Source organism: Streptomyces sp. NPDC001532 (genome assembly GCF_040298625.1).
Taxonomy (GTDB): domain Bacteria; phylum Actinomycetota; class Actinomycetes; order Streptomycetales; family Streptomycetaceae; genus Streptomyces.
In genome coordinates, this window is record NZ_JBEPAL010000069.1 from 1 (window position 1) to 17203 (window position 17203).

The 17203-nt window shown below is 72.8% G+C and carries 15 protein-coding genes; 10 read left to right on the plus strand and 5 right to left on the minus strand.

Features of this window, described 5'->3' with window-relative positions:
- The 4 genes from treS to ABT232_RS36640 all read left to right on the plus strand — a co-directional run.
- The coding region (gene treS, locus ABT232_RS36625; protein WP_351848649.1) for a maltose alpha-D-glucosyltransferase at positions 1-1233 on the plus strand (1233 nt) is incomplete at its 5' end.
- A 28-nt stretch (positions 1234-1261) separates the two neighbouring features.
- On the plus strand, positions 1262-2653 hold the full coding sequence (locus tag ABT232_RS36630) for a maltokinase N-terminal cap-like domain-containing protein (RefSeq protein WP_351848652.1): 1392 nt from the start codon (positions 1262-1264) through the stop codon (positions 2651-2653).
- A 4-nt stretch (positions 2654-2657) separates the two neighbouring features.
- Complete coding sequence (gene glgB, locus ABT232_RS36635; RefSeq protein WP_351848655.1) at positions 2658-4880, plus strand: 1,4-alpha-glucan branching enzyme; 2223 nt, start codon at positions 2658-2660, stop codon at positions 4878-4880.
- 81 nt (positions 4881-4961) lie between these two features.
- The gene (locus ABT232_RS36640; protein WP_351848657.1) at positions 4962-6059 is read left to right on the plus strand and encodes a glutamate--cysteine ligase 2; all 1098 of its coding nucleotides are present in this window, start codon (positions 4962-4964) and stop codon (positions 6057-6059) included.
- On the opposite strand, the gene ABT232_RS36645 is transcribed toward ABT232_RS36640, so the two are convergent.
- Positions 6049-6282: a DUF6480 family protein gene (locus ABT232_RS36645; protein ID WP_351848660.1), complete on the minus strand. Its 234-nt coding sequence runs from the start codon at positions 6280-6282 to the stop codon at positions 6049-6051. The genes ABT232_RS36640 and ABT232_RS36645 overlap by 11 nt on opposite strands.
- Before the next feature lie 152 nt (positions 6283-6434).
- On the opposite strand from ABT232_RS36645, the gene ABT232_RS36650 reads away from it, so the two are divergent.
- The 3 genes from ABT232_RS36650 (at position 6435) to ABT232_RS36660 (ending at position 10358) form a co-directional block, all read left to right on the plus strand.
- Positions 6435-8342 carry an AMP-dependent synthetase/ligase gene (locus ABT232_RS36650; RefSeq protein ID WP_351848663.1) on the plus strand — a complete coding sequence of 636 codons (1908 nt, stop codon included), beginning with the start codon at positions 6435-6437 and terminating at the stop codon, positions 8340-8342.
- Between the two features lie 109 nt (positions 8343-8451).
- Positions 8452-8886, plus strand: a complete 435-nt coding sequence (locus ABT232_RS36655; RefSeq protein ID WP_351848666.1) for an ATP-binding protein — start codon at positions 8452-8454, stop codon at positions 8884-8886.
- Between the two features lie 98 nt (positions 8887-8984).
- Positions 8985-10358, plus strand: coding sequence for an NAD(P)/FAD-dependent oxidoreductase (locus ABT232_RS36660; protein WP_351848668.1), 1374 nt, complete (start codon positions 8985-8987; stop codon positions 10356-10358).
- 94 nt (positions 10359-10452) lie between these two features.
- On the opposite strand, the gene ABT232_RS36665 is transcribed toward ABT232_RS36660, so the two are convergent.
- Both ABT232_RS36665 and ABT232_RS36670 read right to left on the minus strand, forming a co-directional pair.
- A complete protein-coding gene (locus tag ABT232_RS36665; protein ID WP_351848671.1) occupies positions 10453-11337 on the minus strand; it encodes a SigB/SigF/SigG family RNA polymerase sigma factor in 885 nt (294 codons plus the stop codon).
- A gap of 206 nt (positions 11338-11543) precedes the next feature.
- Complete coding sequence (locus tag ABT232_RS36670; RefSeq protein ID WP_351848674.1) at positions 11544-11987, minus strand: ATP-binding protein; 444 nt, start codon at positions 11985-11987, stop codon at positions 11544-11546.
- A gap of 196 nt (positions 11988-12183) precedes the next feature.
- Here ABT232_RS36670 and ABT232_RS36675 point away from each other — a divergent pair, with 196 nt between their 5' ends.
- The 3 genes from ABT232_RS36675 (at position 12184) to ABT232_RS36685 (ending at position 15142) form a co-directional block, all read left to right on the plus strand.
- Positions 12184-12402, plus strand: coding sequence for a hypothetical protein (locus ABT232_RS36675; RefSeq protein ID WP_351848677.1), 219 nt, complete (start codon positions 12184-12186; stop codon positions 12400-12402).
- A gap of 532 nt (positions 12403-12934) precedes the next feature.
- Positions 12935-14407, plus strand: a complete 1473-nt coding sequence (locus tag ABT232_RS36680) for an aminotransferase class I/II-fold pyridoxal phosphate-dependent enzyme (protein WP_351848679.1) — start codon at positions 12935-12937, stop codon at positions 14405-14407.
- A gap of 282 nt (positions 14408-14689) precedes the next feature.
- On the plus strand, positions 14690-15142 hold the full coding sequence (locus ABT232_RS36685; RefSeq protein ID WP_351848682.1) for a cyclic nucleotide-binding domain-containing protein: 453 nt from the start codon (positions 14690-14692) through the stop codon (positions 15140-15142).
- 22 nt (positions 15143-15164) lie between these two features.
- Here ABT232_RS36685 and ABT232_RS36690 read toward each other — a convergent pair whose 3' ends face one another.
- Both ABT232_RS36690 and ABT232_RS36695 read right to left on the minus strand, forming a co-directional pair.
- Positions 15165-16463 carry an MFS transporter gene (locus ABT232_RS36690; RefSeq protein ID WP_351848684.1) on the minus strand — a complete coding sequence of 433 codons (1299 nt, stop codon included), beginning with the start codon at positions 16461-16463 and terminating at the stop codon, positions 15165-15167.
- Positions 16464-16584: 121 nt separating this feature from the next.
- Positions 16585-17202: a LysE/ArgO family amino acid transporter gene (locus ABT232_RS36695; RefSeq protein ID WP_351848687.1), complete on the minus strand. Its 618-nt coding sequence runs from the start codon at positions 17200-17202 to the stop codon at positions 16585-16587.
- Between the last annotated feature and the right edge of the window lies 1 nt (position 17203).

The window sequence follows — 17203 nt, forward strand, 5'->3', positions numbered from 1 at the left end:
ACCGAGGTCTCCAACTGGACCTTCGACCCGGTCCGCAAGCAGTACTTCTTCCACCGGTTCTTCTCCCACCAGCCGGACCTCAACTACGAGAACCCCGCCGTGCAGGAGGAGATCCTGGCGGCTCTCCGCTTCTGGCTGGACCTCGGCATCGACGGTTTCCGCCTGGACGCGGTGCCCTACCTGTACGCGCAGGAGGGCACCAACTGCGAGAACCTGCCGGCCACCCACGAGTTCCTGAAGCGGGTCCGGCGCGAGATCGACGCGATGTACCCGGACACGGTGCTCCTCGCGGAGGCGAACCAGTGGCCGGAGGACGTCGTCGACTACTTCGGCGACTACGCCAGCGGCGGCGACGAGTGCCACATGGCCTTCCACTTCCCGGTCATGCCGCGCATCTTCATGGCCGTGCGCCGTGAGTCCCGCTACCCGGTCTCGGAGATCCTGGCCAAGACCCCGGCCATCCCCTCCAGCTGCCAGTGGGGCATCTTCCTGCGCAACCACGACGAGCTGACCCTCGAGATGGTCACCGACGAAGAGCGCGACTACATGTGGGCGGAGTACGCCAAGGACCCGCGCATGCGGGCCAACATCGGCATCCGCCGGCGTCTGGCGCCCCTCCTCGACAACGACCGGCACACGATCGAACTGTTCTCCGCGCTGCTGCTGTCGCTGCCCGGCTCGCCGATCCTGTACTACGGCGACGAGATCGGCATGGGAGACAACATCTGGCTCGGCGACCGGGACGCCGTCCGCACGCCCATGCAGTGGACTCCCGACCGCAACGCGGGCTTCTCCACCTGCGACCCCGGCCGGCTCTACCTCCCCACGATCATGGACCCGGTCTACGGCTACCAGGTCACCAACGTCGAGGCGTCGATGGCGTCGCCGTCGTCGCTGCTGCACTGGACCCGGCGGATGATCGAGATCCGCAAGCAGAACCCGGCCTTCGGCCTCGGCTCGTTCCGCGAGCTGCAGTCGTCGAACCCGGCCGTGCTCGCGTTCCTCCGCGAGTACGAGGACGACCTGGTGCTGTGCGTGAGCAACTTCGCGCGGTTCGCCCAGCCGACCGAGCTGGACCTGAGCGAGTTCGCCGGACGTCACCCGGTCGAGCTGTTCGGCGGTGTGCGCTTCCCCGCCATCGGCGAACTGCCGTACCTGCTGACCCTCGGGGGCCACGGCTTCTACTGGTTCCGGCTCGTCCGAGTCGCATCTCGCATCGGCCGACGACTGTGAGCGTGCGCCGACGAAAGGAGGCGTCACCATGACGAAGACCGCATCCCTCCGACCGAGCGGCAGCGGGCGGGCCGGGCTCACCCGGCCCATGGCCTCGCTCGACGGGCTGCTGCGGGCGTGGCTGCCGAGGCAGCGCTGGTTCGCCGGCAAGGACCGTCCCGTCACGGACCTGCGCCTGCTGTCCCTGACCGAGCTGTTCCCGGGCTGTCTGCACCTGCTGGTGCACGCCGGGCACGCCGGCGGGCACAGCGGCCACGCGGGCGTGCCCGCGCCCGGCGGCACCCCGCCGCCCGGGGACATCTACCAGCTGTTCCTCGGCGTGCGGAAGAACCCGTCGCCACGGCTCGGCCGGGCACTGATCGGGCAGGCGCAGGAAGGCCCGCTGGCCGGTCAGACGATCTACGACGCCCTGCTGGACCCCCGTTCGGCGCAACTGCTGCTGGAGCGGCTGCGGCAGCCCGGCTCGGCCGGTCCGCTGCGCTTCGAGACCGACCCGGCCAAGCCGGTGCCGGCGGGTCTGGTGCCCCGGGTGCTGGACGCCGAGCAGTCCAACTCCTCGCTGGTGTACGGCGACGAGTTCATCCTGAAGGTCTTCCGGCGCATCCAGCCGGGTGTGAACCCGGACCTGGAGGTGCCGGGCGCGCTGGCCGAGCAGGGCTGCGAGCGGGTGCCGGCGCCGGTGGCGTGGTTCCGCACCACCCAGCCGCAGGAGGCCACCCTCGGAGTGCTCCAGCCGTTCCTGCGGGACGCCTCCGACGGCTGGACGCTGGCCCTGAACGCGCTCGCCACCGGCGCGGACTTCACCGGCCACGCCCGCGAGCTGGGCCGGGCCACGGCGGACGTCCACCTGGCGCTGGCCGCGGCCTTCCCGACCGGTGTGCCCGGCGAGAACGCGTGGACGGCCGCGGCGATGGCGGAGCGGCTGGACGCCGCCGCCCACGCCGTGCCGGCGCTGCGGCCGTACGTGCCGGGGCTGCGGGGCGCGTTCAGCGCGCTCACCACCTGTGATCCGGGGCCGCCGGCCCAGCGGATCCACGGCGATCTGCACCTGGGACAGGTGCTGCGGGCGGGGCGTGAGTGGTTCGTCATCGACTTCGAGGGCGAACCGTCCCGGCCGCTCGCCGAGCGGCGCAGCGCCCAGTCCCCGGTCCGGGACGTCGCGGGCATGCTGCGCTCCTTCGACTACGCGGCCCGGCAGCGCCGGCCCTGGCGCCCCGAGTGGGCGCGCCGCTGCCGGGAGGCGTTCTGCGCGGGGTACGCCGCCCGGGCCGGGTGGGATCCCCGCAAGAAGCACGGTCTGCTCCGCGCCTACGAGACGGACCGGGCTGTGTACGAAGTGCTCTACGAGGCCAGACACCGTCCGGACTGGCTCCCTGTGCCGATGGCGGCGATCGAACGACTCGCCGTGAGAGGAGACTGACACCGTGGCGCTGCGCGACACCTCACTTCCCGAGGCCTCCGGCCCGCTCCCGCCCGCGCACCGGCCGGGCGGGGTGGCCCCGCCGCTGGACGCGGGCGACCGCGACCGGCTGCTGTCCGGGTCCCATCACGACCCGCACGCCCTGCTCGGGGCGCACCCGGTGCCGGGCGGGGTCGCCGTCCGGGCGCTGCGCCCGTTCGCGCGGGCGGTGAGCGTGCTGGTCGACGGGGAGCGGCACGCCCTGGTCTCGGAGGGCGACGGGCTGTTCTCCGCCGTCCTCCCCTTCGACCGGATCCCGGCGTACACGCTGCTGGTGGCGTACGGGGACGACGAGCAGGAGACGCACGACCCGTACCGGTTCCTGCCGGCGCTGGGCGAGCTGGATCTGCATCTGATCCGCGAGGGCCGCCACGAGCAGTTGTGGAAGGCGCTCGGGGCACAGCCCATGACCCACGAGGGCGTGACGGGCACCCGGTTCACGGTGTGGGCGCCGAACGCGCGCGGGGTGCGGGTCGCGGCGGACTTCTGCCACTGGGACGGGACCGCGTTCCCGATGCGCTCGCTGGGCGCGTGCGGAGTGTGGGAGCTGTTCCTGCCGGGGGTCGGCGAGGGCACCCGGTACAAGTTCGAGATCACCTCGCAGTACGGCGGCCGGTTCCTGAAGGCTGACCCGATGGCCCGCGAGGCGGAGGTGCCGCCCGCGACCGCGTCGGTGGTGACGTCGTCGCGCTACGAGTGGGGCGACCAGGAGTGGCTGGCGCACCGCGCGGACACCCCGGTGCACGAGGCGCCGTTCTCGGTGTACGAAGTGCACCTGCCGTCCTGGCGGCCGGGGCTCACCTACCGGCAGCTGGCCGATGAGCTGCCCGCGTACGTCAAGGACCTGGGTTTCACCCATGTGGAGCTGATGCCGGTCGCCGGGCATCCGTTCAGCGGGTCCTGGGGCTACCAGGTCACCTCCTTCTACGCGCCGACCTCCCGGCTGGGCGATCCGGACGACTTCCGGTACCTGGTCGACCGTCTGCACCAGGCCGGCATCGGCGTGATCATGGACTGGGTGCCGGCGCACTTCCCGAAGGACGACTGGGCGCTGGCCCGCTTCGACGGGGACCCGCTGTACGAACCCGGGAACGGGCAGCGCGCGGAGCACCCGGACTGGGGCACGTACGAGTTCGACTTCGGGCGGACCGAGGTGCGCAACTTCCTGGTCGCCAACGCGGTGTACTGGTGCGAGGAGTTCCACATCGACGGCCTGCGGGTGGACGCGGTCGCCTCGATGCTCTACCTCGACTACTCCCGCGAGGACGGCCAGTGGTCGGCGAACGCCTACGGCGGCCGTGAGGACCTGGACGCCATGCGGTTCCTCCAGGAGATGAACGCGACCGTGTACCGCAGGGTGCCCGGTGTGGTGACCATCGCCGAGGAGTCCACCGCCTGGGGCGGGGTGACGCGGCCGACCGACAGCGGCGGTCTCGGGTTCGGGCTGAAGTGGAACATGGGCTGGATGCACGACTCGCTCCAGTACATGAGCAAGGAGCCGGTGCACCGCAAGTACCACCACCACGAGATGACCTTCTCGATGGTGTACGCGTACAGCGAGAACTACGTGCTGCCGATCTCGCACGACGAGGTGGTGCACGGCAAGCAGGCTCTCGTCTCCAAGATGCCCGGCGACTGGTGGCAGCAGCGGGCCAACCACCGCGCCTACCTCGGCTTCATGTGGGCCCACCCGGGCAAGCAACTGCTGTTCATGGGGCAGGAGTTCGCGCAAGGAGGCGAGTGGTCCGAGCCGCACGGGCCCGACTGGTGGCTGCTCGACCCCGGCTACGAGGCGGAGCCGGACCACCGCGGGGTGCGCGACCTGGTGCGCGACCTCAACCACCGGTACCTCGCGACGCCGGCGCTGTGGCAGCGCGACACCAGCCCGGAGGGCTTCCGCTGGGTGGCGTGCGACTCGGCCGACGACAACGTCTTCGCGTTCCTGCGCATGGCCGCCGACGGCACGCCGCTGCTCTCGGTCAGCAACTTCTCCCCTGTCGTCCGGCACGACTACCGGCTCTGGGTGCCCGACGACGTCGTCGCCTGGGAGGAGGTGCTGAACACCGACGCGGCCCGCTACGGCGGCAGCGACGTCACCCACTCCGGTCCGGTCAAGCCGGAGGAGAGCCATCTGCGGCTCACCCTGCCGCCGCTGGCCACGGTGTGGCTGACGCCGGTGGCGGTGTGAACCCGAGTCCACGGGGCATCCGGGGCGTACGGGAGGGCTGTCCTCCCGTCCCGTAGCAGAGCCTCGGAAAGGCGGACACAGGTGCGCACCGTGGGTGTGGAGGAGGAACTCCTCCTGGTTGATCCAGAGACTGGAGAGCCGCGGGCGCGCTCGGCGGCCGTGCTCGCCCGCGCCACGCACGAGGACGCCGATCAGGACGTGTTCGAGAAGGAACTCCACGAGCAGATGCTGGAGTTCGCGACCGACCCGCAGACGGACATGGCGGTGCTCGGCGAGGAGATAGTCCGCTGCCGGGCCGAGGCGGCCCGGCACGCGGAGGACATCGGCTGCACGGTGGCGGCACTGGCCACCTCGCCGCTGCCGGTCAGCCCGGCCGTCGGCGCCAACAGCCGCTACCAGTGGATGGCGGAGGAGTACGGGATCGCCACCCGGGAACAGCTCGTCCTCGGCTGTCATGTGCATGTGGCGGTCGACTCCGACGAGGAGGGCGTCGCGGTCGTCGACCGGCTGCGACCCTGGCTCGCGGTGCTGTCCGCGCTCAGCGCCAACTCGCCCTTCTGGCAGGGCAAGGACTCCGCCTACGCCAGCTACCGCAGCCGCGTGTGGCAGCGCTGGCCCTCGGCCGGCCCCACCGAGCTGTTCGGCTCGGCCGCGGAGTACGACCGCCGGGTCGCCGACATGATGGCGACCGGCACCCTCCTCGACGAGGCGATGGTCTACTTCGACGCCCGGCTGTCCCGGCGCTACCCGACCGTGGAGATCCGTGTCTCGGACGTCTGCCTGGACGCCGACACCGCCGTACTGATCGCCACCCTCGCCCGCGGGCTGGTGGAGACGGCCGCCCGGGACTGGCGGGCCGGCCGGCCGGCGGCCGACCTCGGAGTGAGCGTGCTGCGGCTGGCCGGATGGCGGGCCGCCCGCTCCGGCCTCACCGGCGAGCTGCTGCTCCCCCCGGCGATGCGGCCCGCGCCCGCCGAGACCGTCGTCAACGCCCTGCTCGACCATGTCGGGGACGCGCTCAAGGACACCGGCGACCTCGACCGGGCGCGCGAGAGCTGCGCCCGGCTGCTGCGGGACGGGAACGGCGCCCAGGTGCAGCGCGAACTGCTGGCACGGACCGACAGCCTGCGCGAGGTCGTCGCCGCGTGCGTGCGCCGCACCCAGGGCGCTACAGGATGAGCACCAGCGCGTAGGCCAGGAAGAACGCCGCGATCAGCACCGCCAGGACGATGATCACGGTCAGCGGTCCCTTGGCCCAGCCCTTGGTCGGGTTGTGCGTCTCCTGGGGCCCGGCCTCCGGCATGCTGCTCTCCGCGGGCGGGGTCTCCCCTGGGGGTACGCCGCCGCCCGGTTCGAGGCCGGTCGTCCGCTCGGGCTCCGGATCGGGGTTGATATGACTCATGTCCCCCGAGTCCCCCGATCCGGCCGAGATCATCGAACCGGAGACATTTGGCCGTCCGCGCACCGATCGGGCCCGCCGACCGATACATTCGACCACCGTCGATGACAGTCCCCGTCGGCGTAGTCACGGCCCGTACACCTCAGGAGCAGCGCATGCGCGACGTCGCTCTCGCTCCCCCGGCTCCGCCGCCACCGCTGACCGGGGGCCTCGCCGACCGGCTCTTCGAGACGGCCGAGCGCGACCCGACCCTGCCGCTCGCCTCCCACCGCCCGGACCCGGCCTCCGACCGCTGGGAGGAGGTGACCGCGGTGGAGCTGCGGGACGCGGTGGTCGACCTGGCGCGCGGCCTGGTCGCCTCCGGGATCTCGCCCGGCCGGCGGGTCGCGGTGATGGCCCGCACCCGCTACGAGTGGACGGTGTTCGCCTACGCGCTGTGGACGGTGGGCGCCGAGGTGGTGCCGGTGTACCCGAGCGCCTCCCGCGACCAGGTCGAGTGGATCCTGCGGGACGCCGGGTGCGTGGCCGTGGTGGTCGAGGACGAGCACGGCGCGATGACGGTCGGCTCGGTCTGCGCGGGCCTGCCCGCGCTGCGGCACGTCTGGCAGCTGGACGCGGGGGCGCTGGACCAGCTGGCCGCCCGCGGCGAGGTGATCCCGCAGGAGACCGTCGACTCGCTGCGCCGGATCGTGCTGCCGGACGCCACGGCGGCCGTCACCTACACCTCGGGCACCTCCGGGCGCCCGCTGGGCTGCGCGCTGAGCCACCGCGGGCTGGCCGCGCCGTGCGACACCCTGCTGGCGGGCTGGGGCCACACTGCGGCCCCGCCGGGCGAGCAGGGCCGGGTCCTCGCCTTCCTGCCGTTCTCCCATGTGTACGGCCTGATGATCCAGGGCCTGTGCGTGCGCGGCGGGATCGTGCTGGGGCACGAGCCCGAGCTGGGCGAGGCGGCGCTGGCGGCGGCGCTGCGGTCGTTCCGCCCGACGTACTTCTACGCCGTCCCGTCGGTGTTCGAGAAGCTGTACAAGACGTTCCTGCGGACGGCGCAGCAGGCCGGCCGCGGGGCGTTGTTCGAGCGGGCCGCGGAGACGGCCCGGTCCTACGCGGCGGCCGTGGAGCGGCAGCGGCTCGGCCGGGGCTCCGGGCCGGGTCTGGAGCTGCGGCTCCAGCACGCGCTGTTCGAGCGCACGGTGTACCGGGGGCTGCGGGCCGCGCTGGGCGGCCGGGTGGGCCGGGCGACCTCCGGCGGCTCGCCGCTCAACCGTGAGCTGTCCCTGTTCTTCGAGGGCATCGGCATCTATGTGCACGACGGGTACGGGCTGACCGAGACCAGCGGCGGGATCACCATGCAGCCGCTGGGCCGGGAGAAGTCGGGCACCGTGGGGCAGGCGCTGCCGGGCACCGAGCTGCGGGTGGCCGCGGACGGGGAGATCTGGGTGCGCGGTCCGTCGGTGTTCCAGGGCTATGTGGGCGAGGAGGCGGCGACGCGGGCCGCGCTGCGCGGCGGCTGGCTGGCCACCGGGGATCTCGGACAGCTGGACGCCGACGGCTATCTCACCATCACCGGCCGCAAGAAGGACGTGGTCATCACCAGCAGCGGCAAGAGTGTCGCCCCGGCGGTGCTGGAGCAGCGGCTGCGGCTGCACCCGCTGGTCCACCAGGCGGTCGTGGTGGGCGACAACCGGCCCTGCGTGGGTGCGCTGATCACGCTGGATCCGGAGTTCCTGGTGCACTGGCGGGCGGGGCTGGCGCTGCCGGGGGACGCGCCGCTGCGGGAGGCGCGGGAGGAGAACGCGCTGCGGGAGGAGGTCGCCCGCGCGGTCGCCGCGGCCAACAGCGCGGTGTCGCGGTCGGAGTCCATCCGGGTGTTCCGGGTGCTGCCGGCGCCGTTCGACGTGGCGAGCGGACTGCTGACCCCGTCGATGAAGCTGCGGCGGGACGCGATCGTGCGGCACTACGCGCAGGACATCGAGGCGATGTACGCCTCTCGGGCGCGTACCTCGCGGCTGCGGGCCGCCGAGGAGGCGGCGGAGTGGGAGGAGTCGGACGACGTGTTCCGGTGATCAAGCCGCCCTTGACCGCATGGGCTGTGCGGCATGGGGAACCCGCGTACGTGGCGAACGCAAAACGCCTGGTGAACGCGCCGGCGAATCGTACGCGGGAAATGGCGACATGACGACCGAGCCGGGTTGGGACGACAGACTGACTTCGCGAGGAATGCCCAGTCGAACGATGGGCTTCGCGGGTGAACCGCGCGACGTGACCGGCGCGCGGCTGGCCGCGGAGGGCTATCTGCGCGACCTCGCGCGGGTGGCTCCGCCGGCCTCGCCCGAGCACTGGGACGACATTCTGCTGGTGGTGACGGAACTGGCCGCGAACGCGGTGCAGTACGCCCCGGGGCCGTTCCAGCTCCGGATGCGGCGCACCTTCGACGGTGTGCACGTCACCCTGCACGACACCAGCACCACCGAGCCGTCGCCGAGACCGTTCAAGCCGAGCACCGGCGGCGGTGGCATCGGCTGGCATCTGCTGCACGCCCTGTGCGACCAGGTGAGCGTGGTGACCGGGGAGGACGGCAAGGACGTGCACACGTTCCTGCCGTGGTGAGGGCCACTCCCCCGGACTCGGCAAGGGGCCCGTGCTGCGGCCCCGACTGGCGCGACGGCCCTCCACACGGTGGGATCGATGCGTAAACCGCGGAAGGGATGGACAACGTGACACGACCCCGGATTCTGGTGGTGGGCGCCGGCTTCGCGGGAGTGGAGTGCGTACGGCGCCTGGAACGGAAACTCGGCCCCGACGAGGCCGACGTGACCCTGGTGACCCCGTTCTCCTACCAGCTCTATCTGCCGCTGCTGCCGCAGGTCGCCTCCGGGGTGCTGACACCCCAGTCGATCGCGCTGTCCCTGCGCCGCAGCCGCAAGTACCGCACCCGGATCATCCCCGGCGGCGCCATCGGCGTGGACCTGAAGGCCAAGGTCTGCGTCATCCGCGCGATCACCGGGCAGACCGTCAACGAACCGTACGACTACATCGTGCTGGCCCCGGGCAGTGTGACCCGCACCTTCGACATCCCCGGGCTCACCGACCACGCCTTCGGCATGAAGACCCTCGCCGAGGCCGCCTACATCCGCGACCACGTGATCTCGCAGCTCGACCTCGCCGACGCCAGCCAGGATCCCGCCGAGCGGGCCTCGCGGCTCCAGTTCGTGGTCGTCGGCGGCGGTTACGCGGGCACCGAGACGGCCGCCTGTCTGCAACGGCTGACGCACAACGCGGTCCGGCGCTATCCGCGGCTGGACCCGAGCCTGATCAAGTGGCATCTGATCGACATCGCACCGAAGCTGATGCCGGAACTGGGCGACAAGCTGGGCCGCAGCGCGCAGGAGGTGCTGCGGCGGCGGGGCATCGAGGTCTCGCTCGGCGTGTCGATCGAGAAGGCGGGCCCCGAGGAGGTCACCTTCACCGACGGCCGGGTGGTGCCCACCCGCACCCTGATCTGGACGGCGGGTGTGGTGGCGAGCCCGCTCATCGCCACGCTGGGCGCGGAGACGGTGCGCGGCCGGCTCGCCGTCACCGCCGACATGAACCTGCCGGGCCATGACGGGGTGTTCGCGCTGGGCGACGCCGCCGCGGTGCCCGACATGGCGAAGGGCGACGAGGGCGCCGTGTGCCCGCCGACCGCGCAGCACGCCATGCGGCAGGGCCGCAAGGTCGCCGACAACGTCATCGCGACGCTGCGCGGCCTGCCCAGGGAGCCGTATGTGCACAAGGACCTGGGTCTTGTGGTCGACCTCGGCGGGCGGGACGCGGTGTCCAAGCCGCTCGGCGTGGAGCTGCGCGGGCTGCCCGCGCAGGCCGTCGCGCGCGGCTATCACTGGTCGGCGCTGCGCACCAACGTCGCCAAGACCCGGGTGATGACGAACTGGGTGCTCAACGCCATCGCCGGCGACGACTTCGTCCGTACCGGCTTCCAGGCGCGCACCCCCGCCAAGCTCAAGGACTTCGAGTACACGGACTCGTATCTGACGCCGGAACAGGTGCGGGAACAGGTCCAGGGGACGAGTCCTCGGCCCTGAGCGAGGGCGCCGGACGGCGAGCGAACCGGACGGTGAGCGAACGACGGAGGCCGGTCCTTTCGGACCGGCCTCCGTCGTGTGGTGCGGACCTGCTTCAGCGGCGCGGGCGCCGCCCCGCGCGCGAGCCGGCCGCGCGGTTGGCGGCGGGACGCGCCGGGGTGCGGCGGCCCAGCGCCTCGTCGCGGACGCGGGCGCAGCTGCGGCTGATGAGCCGGGAGACGTGCATCTGGGAGATGCCGAGCCGGTCGGCGATGCGGCTCTGCGTCATGTCCTCGAAGAACCGCATGTAGAGGATGGCGCGTTCCCGCTCGGGCAGATTGCGCAGGCACTCCTTCGCGGACTCGCGGTCCACGACGATGTCGTACGAGGAGTCGGGCGCGCCGAGGGTGTCGGCGAGGCTGTAGCCGTCCTCGTCGCCGGAGAGTTCGGCGTCGAGGGAGAGGGTGCTGAAGCTCTCCAGGGCCTCCAGGCCCGCGCCGACCTCTTCCTCGGTCAGCCCGGTGTGGGCGGCGATCTCGGCGACGGTGGGCTCGCGCGTGCCCGGGGCCTGGGCGAGTTCGCGGCGGGCGACGCGCACCTTGTTGCGCAGTTCCTGCACCCGGCGCGGCACTCGCAGGGCCCACATCCGGTCCCGGAAGTGGCGCTTGACCTCGCCGGTGATGGTGGGCACGGCGTAGCTCTCGAACGCGCCGCGCTCGGGGTCGTAGCGGTCGATCGCCTTCACCAGGCCGAGTGCGGCCACCTGACGCAGGTCCTCGACCGCCTCGCCGCGGTCGCGGAAGCGGCCGGCGATGCGGTGGGCCATGGGCAGCCAGGCCGTGACGAGTTCATCGCGGACGGCGTCCCGTTCGGGGCCGTCGGGCAGGTCGGCCAGCCGGGCGAAGAGGTCGGCGGTCTCGGGAGCGTCGTCGTGGGTTCGTCGGTGCGTGGTCGCGGGCCCGGTGGTGGTGGTACGGCTGGTCGACGTGTCGATGCGCATGCGGAATCGCTCCTGAACGGTCTTCTCAGCGACTTGTCACGGGATTGCCGCGGGAAGGGCGCCGGTCCGTTCGACCTTGGGGCCCCGGAGCGCAGACCTCTTCCCGCCGGCGCGCCTCCGGTCCGAAGCACGAAAGTGCGTCTGCCCTGCCGCCATGCGTGCAAACGCGGGCTCCGTGCGGGAACCTTGTCGCCCGTTCGGAGGAGTCAGAAGAGGTCGACCTCGGCAGTGATGCGTTTGCCGCCCGCGGGCAGTCCCGTCACCTGCACGTCCCGCGCCAGCCGGCACACGATGGGCCAGCCGCGGCCCCCGACGCGCCGACGCCCACGGGCGTCGACCGGCGCCCTGACCTCGGGCAGGCGGTCGCTGCGGTCGCTCACCGACACCCGCACCCCGTGTTCGACGACGTCGACGTCGACCTCCGTGACCCCGCCGCCGTGCAGGATGGCGTTGGTGGTCAGCTCCGAGGCGACGAGCAGCGCGTCGGCCAGGCCGTCCTCGTCGCAGCGGTCGCCGGTGTCCAGGCACCGCCGCGTCACCGCGCGGCGCACGGCGCCGCGTACGTCGGCCGGGCAGCACCCGCCTCGGCGTACCGGCCCGTTGCGGCCCCACGGTTCGCGTAGGGGCTCGGTCGAGTGATACGTGCTCACTGGTCTCGCTCCCTGGCTGCTCGATCGCAGATCCTGGCCGGAGCCGGCCCGGAGAAGGGACAAGGGCGATTCCGCCCGATTGCCCCCACTTTTCGGCTCACCGCCGACGGCGCGCCCAAACCCGCGGCGGGCACCGAAACCGGCGCGCCCGGGTCCGGATCGCCATCGAAGCCGCCGGGGCGGGTACGCGGACGGCATGACCGATGTCGTGGACTCAGACGAGCTGATGCGGCGGATCCAGCGGGGCAGGGCGTGGGCCCTGCGGGAGCAGCGGGTGTGGCGGGACCGCGGTGGCGCGGAGCCGGCCGACCCGGACGAGGGCCGGGACGCCGCCGTGCGCGCTCTGGCCTACGAGGTGGTGGTCGAGGTGCTGGACGAGATCCTGAACCCCGGCAGGCACCGGGACGAAAGCTGAGCCGACGGGGCGGCGGGCGTGTGCTGCGCAGACCAGGCGGCGGACCGGGGCGGCGGGCGCGTGCCGCGCCGGGCAGGCGGCGAACGCGGACTGCGCCGGGCAGACGGCGCACGCGTGCTGATCCGGCCACGCGGCGGACGGGAGCGAAGTCGGCCAAGCGGCGGGCGTGTGCTGCGCCGGGCAGCGGCAGACGCGTGCCGCCGACCAGGCGGCGGACGGGGCGGAGCCGGCTAGACGGCAGACACGTGCCGCCCCGACCAGGCGGCGGATAAGGGCGGAGCCGGCCAGGCGGCGCACGCGTGCCGCGCCGGGCACGCGGCGGACGGGGGCGGAGTCGACCAGGCGGCGGACGTATGGTGCGCCGGGCAGGCGGCGGACTGGTGCCGCCCGGACCAGGCGGCGCACGTGTGCCGCGCCGGGCAGACGGCGGACAGGGGCGGAGTCGGCCAGGCGGCGGACGTGTGCTGCGCCGGGCGGGCGGCGGGCGGGGGCTGCGGGCATGACATGCGCCGGCTCCGGGCACCCGACGCCCATGTCTGCCGATCACACCAGGGCGCCCGTGCTGGAGGCCCTAGACGAGTACCGTCGTTCCGGCCGTCTGTCCTTCACGCCGCCGGGGCACAAGCAGGCCCGGGGGGCCGATCCCGCGGTGCGGGCCGTGCTGGGGGACGCGGTGTTCCTCGGTGACGTGCTGGCGTCGGGCGGGCTCGACGACCGGCTGGAGCGGGGGCGGGTGCTGGAGCGGGCTCAGGAGCTGATGGCCGACGCGGTGCACGCGGACCACACGTTCTTCAGCACCTGCGGCAGTTCCCTGTCGGTGAAGGCGGCGATGCTGGCGGTGGCGGGGCCGCACGAGAAACTGCTGATCGGGCGGGACGCCCACAAGTCGGTGGTGTCGGGCCTGATCCTGTCCGGGATCGAGCCGGTGTGGGTGGAACCGCGCTGGGACGCCGAGCGGCGGATCGCGCATCCGCCGTCCGCCGCCGAGTTCGAGCAGGCCTTCGAGGCTCATCCCGACGCCAAGGGCGCGCTGGTCACCAGCCCGACCCCGTACGGCGGCTGCGCCGATCTGCGGGAGCTGGCCGAGGTGTGCCACCGGCGCGACCGCCCGCTGATCGTGGACGAGGCGTGGGGCGCGCACCTGCCGTTCCATCCGGAGCTGCCGTCGTGGGCGATGGACGCGGGTGCCGACATCTGCGTGACCAGCATCCACAAGATGGGCAGCGGGCTGGAGCAGGGGTCCGTCTTCCACCTCCAGGGCGAACGGGTCTCCCCCGAGCTGCTCGGGATGCGCGCCGGACTGCTGAGCACCACCAGCCCCTCCACGCTGATCTACGCCGGGATGGACGGCTGGCGGCGGCAGATGGCGCTGCACGGGCGGCGGCTGCTGGGTGACGCGCTGGAGCTGGCGGCCGAGGTGCGGGCGGCGATCGAGGAGATCGACGGGCTGCACGTGGACGACCGGTCGGACTACTGCGGGCCGGGGCTCGCCGACGACTTCGACCCGTTGCCCTGCGTCATCGACGTCACCGGGCTCGGCATCACCGGCTACCAGGCCGCGGACTGGCTGCGCGAACACCGCGCGGTGGACGCGCATCTCACGGACCACCGCCGGATCGGGGCCCAGCTCACCCACGCCGACGACCGGGAGACCGCGCGCGAGCTGCTGTCGGCGCTCAAGGACCTCGCGCGGATCGCGCCGGAGCTGGGCGAGGCGCCGCGGGTGGCGGTGCCGGAACCGGCCGAGCTGCGGCTGGCCCAGGTCATGCTGCCGCGGGACGCGTTCTTCGGTCCGGCCGAGGCGGTGCCGGTCGCCGAGGCGGACGGCCGGATCGCGGCGGAGATGATCACGCCGTATCCGCCGGGCATCCCGGCCGTGCTGCCGGGCGAGCGGCTGAACGCTCCCGTCCTGCGCTATCTGCGCACGGGGCTGACGGCGGGCATGAACCTGCCGGACGCCGCGGACCCCTCGCTGGACACCATCCGCGTGGTGGCCGACGAGTGAGGAGGACGTAACACGAGTGAAACAGGTCACGTGACCGGCTTCCGGCTTCGAGGAACACCGGGAGATGGTTTATCGTTCATACACACGTGGTGACGGGGTCGATGGCATCCTCCTCCGCCACCGCTACGGCCCTGGCTGGTGTCCCCCGTCCAGCCAGGGCTTTTTCATGCCCTCAGGGCAAGATTTCCGGGTCCGCCGAGGTGCTCGCGGCGGCCGCAGCGGCTGAAATGGGCGTAGGCAACGCACCACCCGGAACCGATCGCCGGCGAGGAGCACCACGCCATGACCAAAGCGACGAAACTCCTGACCGCCCTGCCGCCGCCGCAGCGCGCCCGTCTGATGGAGCTGGCCCGGGAGGTCTCCTTCCCCGAGGACACCCGGATCTTCGAGGCGGACGGCGTCGCCGACCGGTTCTGGGTGATCCGGTCCGGCGCCGTCTCGCTCGACCAGCGGGTGTCCTCCCTCCAGCGGGTCACCGTGGCCAGCCTCGGCGCGGGCGACCTGCTGGGCTGGTCCTGGCTGTTCCCGCCGCACCGGTGGGACTTCGGCGCCGAGGCGTTCAGCCCCGTGCGCGCCTACGAGTTCGAGGCGGCGTCCGTGCTCGCGCTGTGCGAGCGGGATCCGCAGCTCGGCATGTCACTGGTCCGGATCGTCGCGGAGATCCTGGCGTACCGGCTGGAGATGACCCGGGGCCAGCTCATGGAGCAGTACTCCATGCGGCGGCGCAGCTCCTAGGGGGCGTCTCGAGGCGGGCCGCTCAGACCCGGTAGCGGCGCAGCGCCGGGAACGCGGCGGCGAGGATCAGCATCACCACGACGACGAGCAGGCCGCCGCCCGCCACGGCGGCCCGGGGGCCGAAGGCGGAGCCTGCCGTGCCGTGCAGCACGTCGGCGAGGCGCGGACCGCCCGCCACCACCACCGTGAAGACGCCCTGCATCCGGCCGCGCATCTCGTCGGTGGCGGCCGACAGCAGGATCGCCCCGCGGAAGACCATCGAGACCATGTCCGCGACCCCGGCCGCCGCCAGGAAGGCCACCGCCACCCACAGACTGCCGCTCAGCCCGAACCCGGTGATCGCGACGCCCCAGGCGACCACCGCGCCGATGACCATCAGCCCGTGCCGCCGGGCCCGCGAGAACGTCCCGGACAGCAGCCCGCCCGTCACCGCGCCGACCGGGATCGCCGCGAACAGCAGACCGAGGGCGAGGCCTTCGTGGTACGAGGTGTAGGTCTCGGCGGCGAGCTGCGGGAACAGGGCGCGGGGCATGCCGAGGACCATGGCGACGACGTCCGCGAGGAAGGACAGCAGCAGCACCTTGTGCAGGGCGATGTACCGGAACCCGGCCGCGATCTCCCGCACCCCGGCCCGGCGGGCGGCCGTACCGGCGAGCGGCGGCAGCGCGGGCAGCCGCAGCACCGCCCACACGGTGACGCACAGCGCGACGGCGTCGAGCAGATACAGCTCGGGCAGCCCGATGACGGGTATCAGCGCGCCGGCCAGCAGGGGCCCGGCGACCAGTCCGGTCTGCATGACGGTGGAGCCGAGCGCGTTGGCCGCGGGCAGTTCGTCCGCGGGGACCAGCCGGGCGATGGAGGCGGTGCGGGCCGGGGAGTTCAGGCCGAAGAACGCCTGCTGCGCGGCGAGCAGCAGCATGAGCACGCCGACCGACTCCAGACCGGTGGCCGCCTGCACCCAGAACAGCACCGAGGTGACCGCGATGCCGGTGTTGGTGATCAGCAGCAGCTTGCGGCGGTCCATGGTGTCGGCGATCGCGCCGCCCCACAGCGCGAACACCACCAGCGGGAGCAGTCCGGCGAGGCTCGCGTAGCCGACCCAGGCCGAGGAGCCGGTGATGTCGTAGATCTGCTTGGGCACGGCGACGGCCGTCAGCTGGCTGCCGACGGCCGTGACGATGGTCGAGGCCCAGAGTCTGCGGTAGGCGGGGCGGCGCAGCGGGCGGGTGTCCATCGCCCAGCGGCGCCAGCCACGGCGGTGCGGCTCCGCGGGGGCCGCGGTGGAGGGTTGCTGCTCGGTGCTGCTGTCGCTCGTGTCCACGGCTTCCCCGGTCGCTCACTCTCTGGTTGTCTACTACATCTTTCGCATCAGGGTTCACTATCCCAGCCGAGTCCGTGGGTACCGGGGTGAGATCTCAGCTTCCGGACACCGCAAGGGCGGCTCAGGCGCCGGCGATCAGCGAGATGCCCAGCACGATCATCGTCGTCGCGACCAGGCCGTCCATGACCCGCCACGCGGCCGGCCTGGCCAGTCGGCGGCTCAGCAGCCGGGCGCCGAAGCCGAGGGCGACGAACCAGCACACGCTGGCGAGCGCGGCGCCGACGCCGAAGGTCCAGCGCAGCGGGCCCTGGTCGGCGGCGACCGAGCCGAGCAGGAAGACGGTGTCGAGGTAGACGTGCGGGTTGAGCCAGGTCATCGCCAGACAGGTGAGCACCGCACGGCGGCGCGAGGTGGTCGCCTCCCCCTCCGCGCGCAGCCCCGCCGGCTGCGGCCGCAGCACCCGGCGGGCCGCCAGCGCGCCGTAGCAGAGCAGGAAGGCGCCGCCGATCCAGCCGACCGCGGTCAGCGCGCCCGGCCAGGCCACCACGACCGCCCCGACGCCGCCGACGCCGAGCGCGATGAGCAGCGCGTCGGACAGCGCGCAGATGCCGACCACGGCGAGGACCGCCTCGCGGCGGACTCCTTGGCGCAGCACGAAGGCGTTCTGGGCACCGATGGCGACGATGAGCGAGAGGCCGGTGCCGAATCCGGTGGCAGCGGCGGTCAGAGCGGGAGACATG

Bases quoted from the DNA above. Each gene is read 5' to 3' on its own strand.
- ABT232_RS36650 (WP_351848663.1), top strand. From the start codon at position 6,435: ATGCGCGACGTCGCTCTCGCTCCCCCGGCTCCGCCGCCACCGCTGACC.
- ABT232_RS36675 (WP_351848677.1), top strand. From the start codon at position 12,184: ATGACCGATGTCGTGGACTCAGACGAGCTGATGCGGCGGATCCAGCGG.
- ABT232_RS36630 (WP_351848652.1), top strand. From the start codon at position 1,262: ATGACGAAGACCGCATCCCTCCGACCGAGCGGCAGCGGGCGGGCCGGG.
- ABT232_RS36645 (WP_351848660.1), bottom strand. From the start codon at position 6,282: ATGAGTCATATCAACCCCGATCCGGAGCCCGAGCGGACGACCGGCCTC.
- ABT232_RS36660 (WP_351848668.1), top strand. From the start codon at position 8,985: ATGGACAACGTGACACGACCCCGGATTCTGGTGGTGGGCGCCGGCTTC.
- ABT232_RS36695 (WP_351848687.1), bottom strand. From the start codon at position 17,202: ATGTCTCCCGCTCTGACCGCCGCTGCCACCGGATTCGGCACCGGCCTC.
- ABT232_RS36655 (WP_351848666.1), top strand. From the start codon at position 8,452: ATGACGACCGAGCCGGGTTGGGACGACAGACTGACTTCGCGAGGAATG.
- ABT232_RS36665 (WP_351848671.1), bottom strand. From the start codon at position 11,337: ATGCGCATCGACACGTCGACCAGCCGTACCACCACCACCGGGCCCGCG.
- ABT232_RS36685 (WP_351848682.1), top strand. From the start codon at position 14,690: ATGACCAAAGCGACGAAACTCCTGACCGCCCTGCCGCCGCCGCAGCGC.
- ABT232_RS36680 (WP_351848679.1), top strand. From the start codon at position 12,935: ATGTCTGCCGATCACACCAGGGCGCCCGTGCTGGAGGCCCTAGACGAG.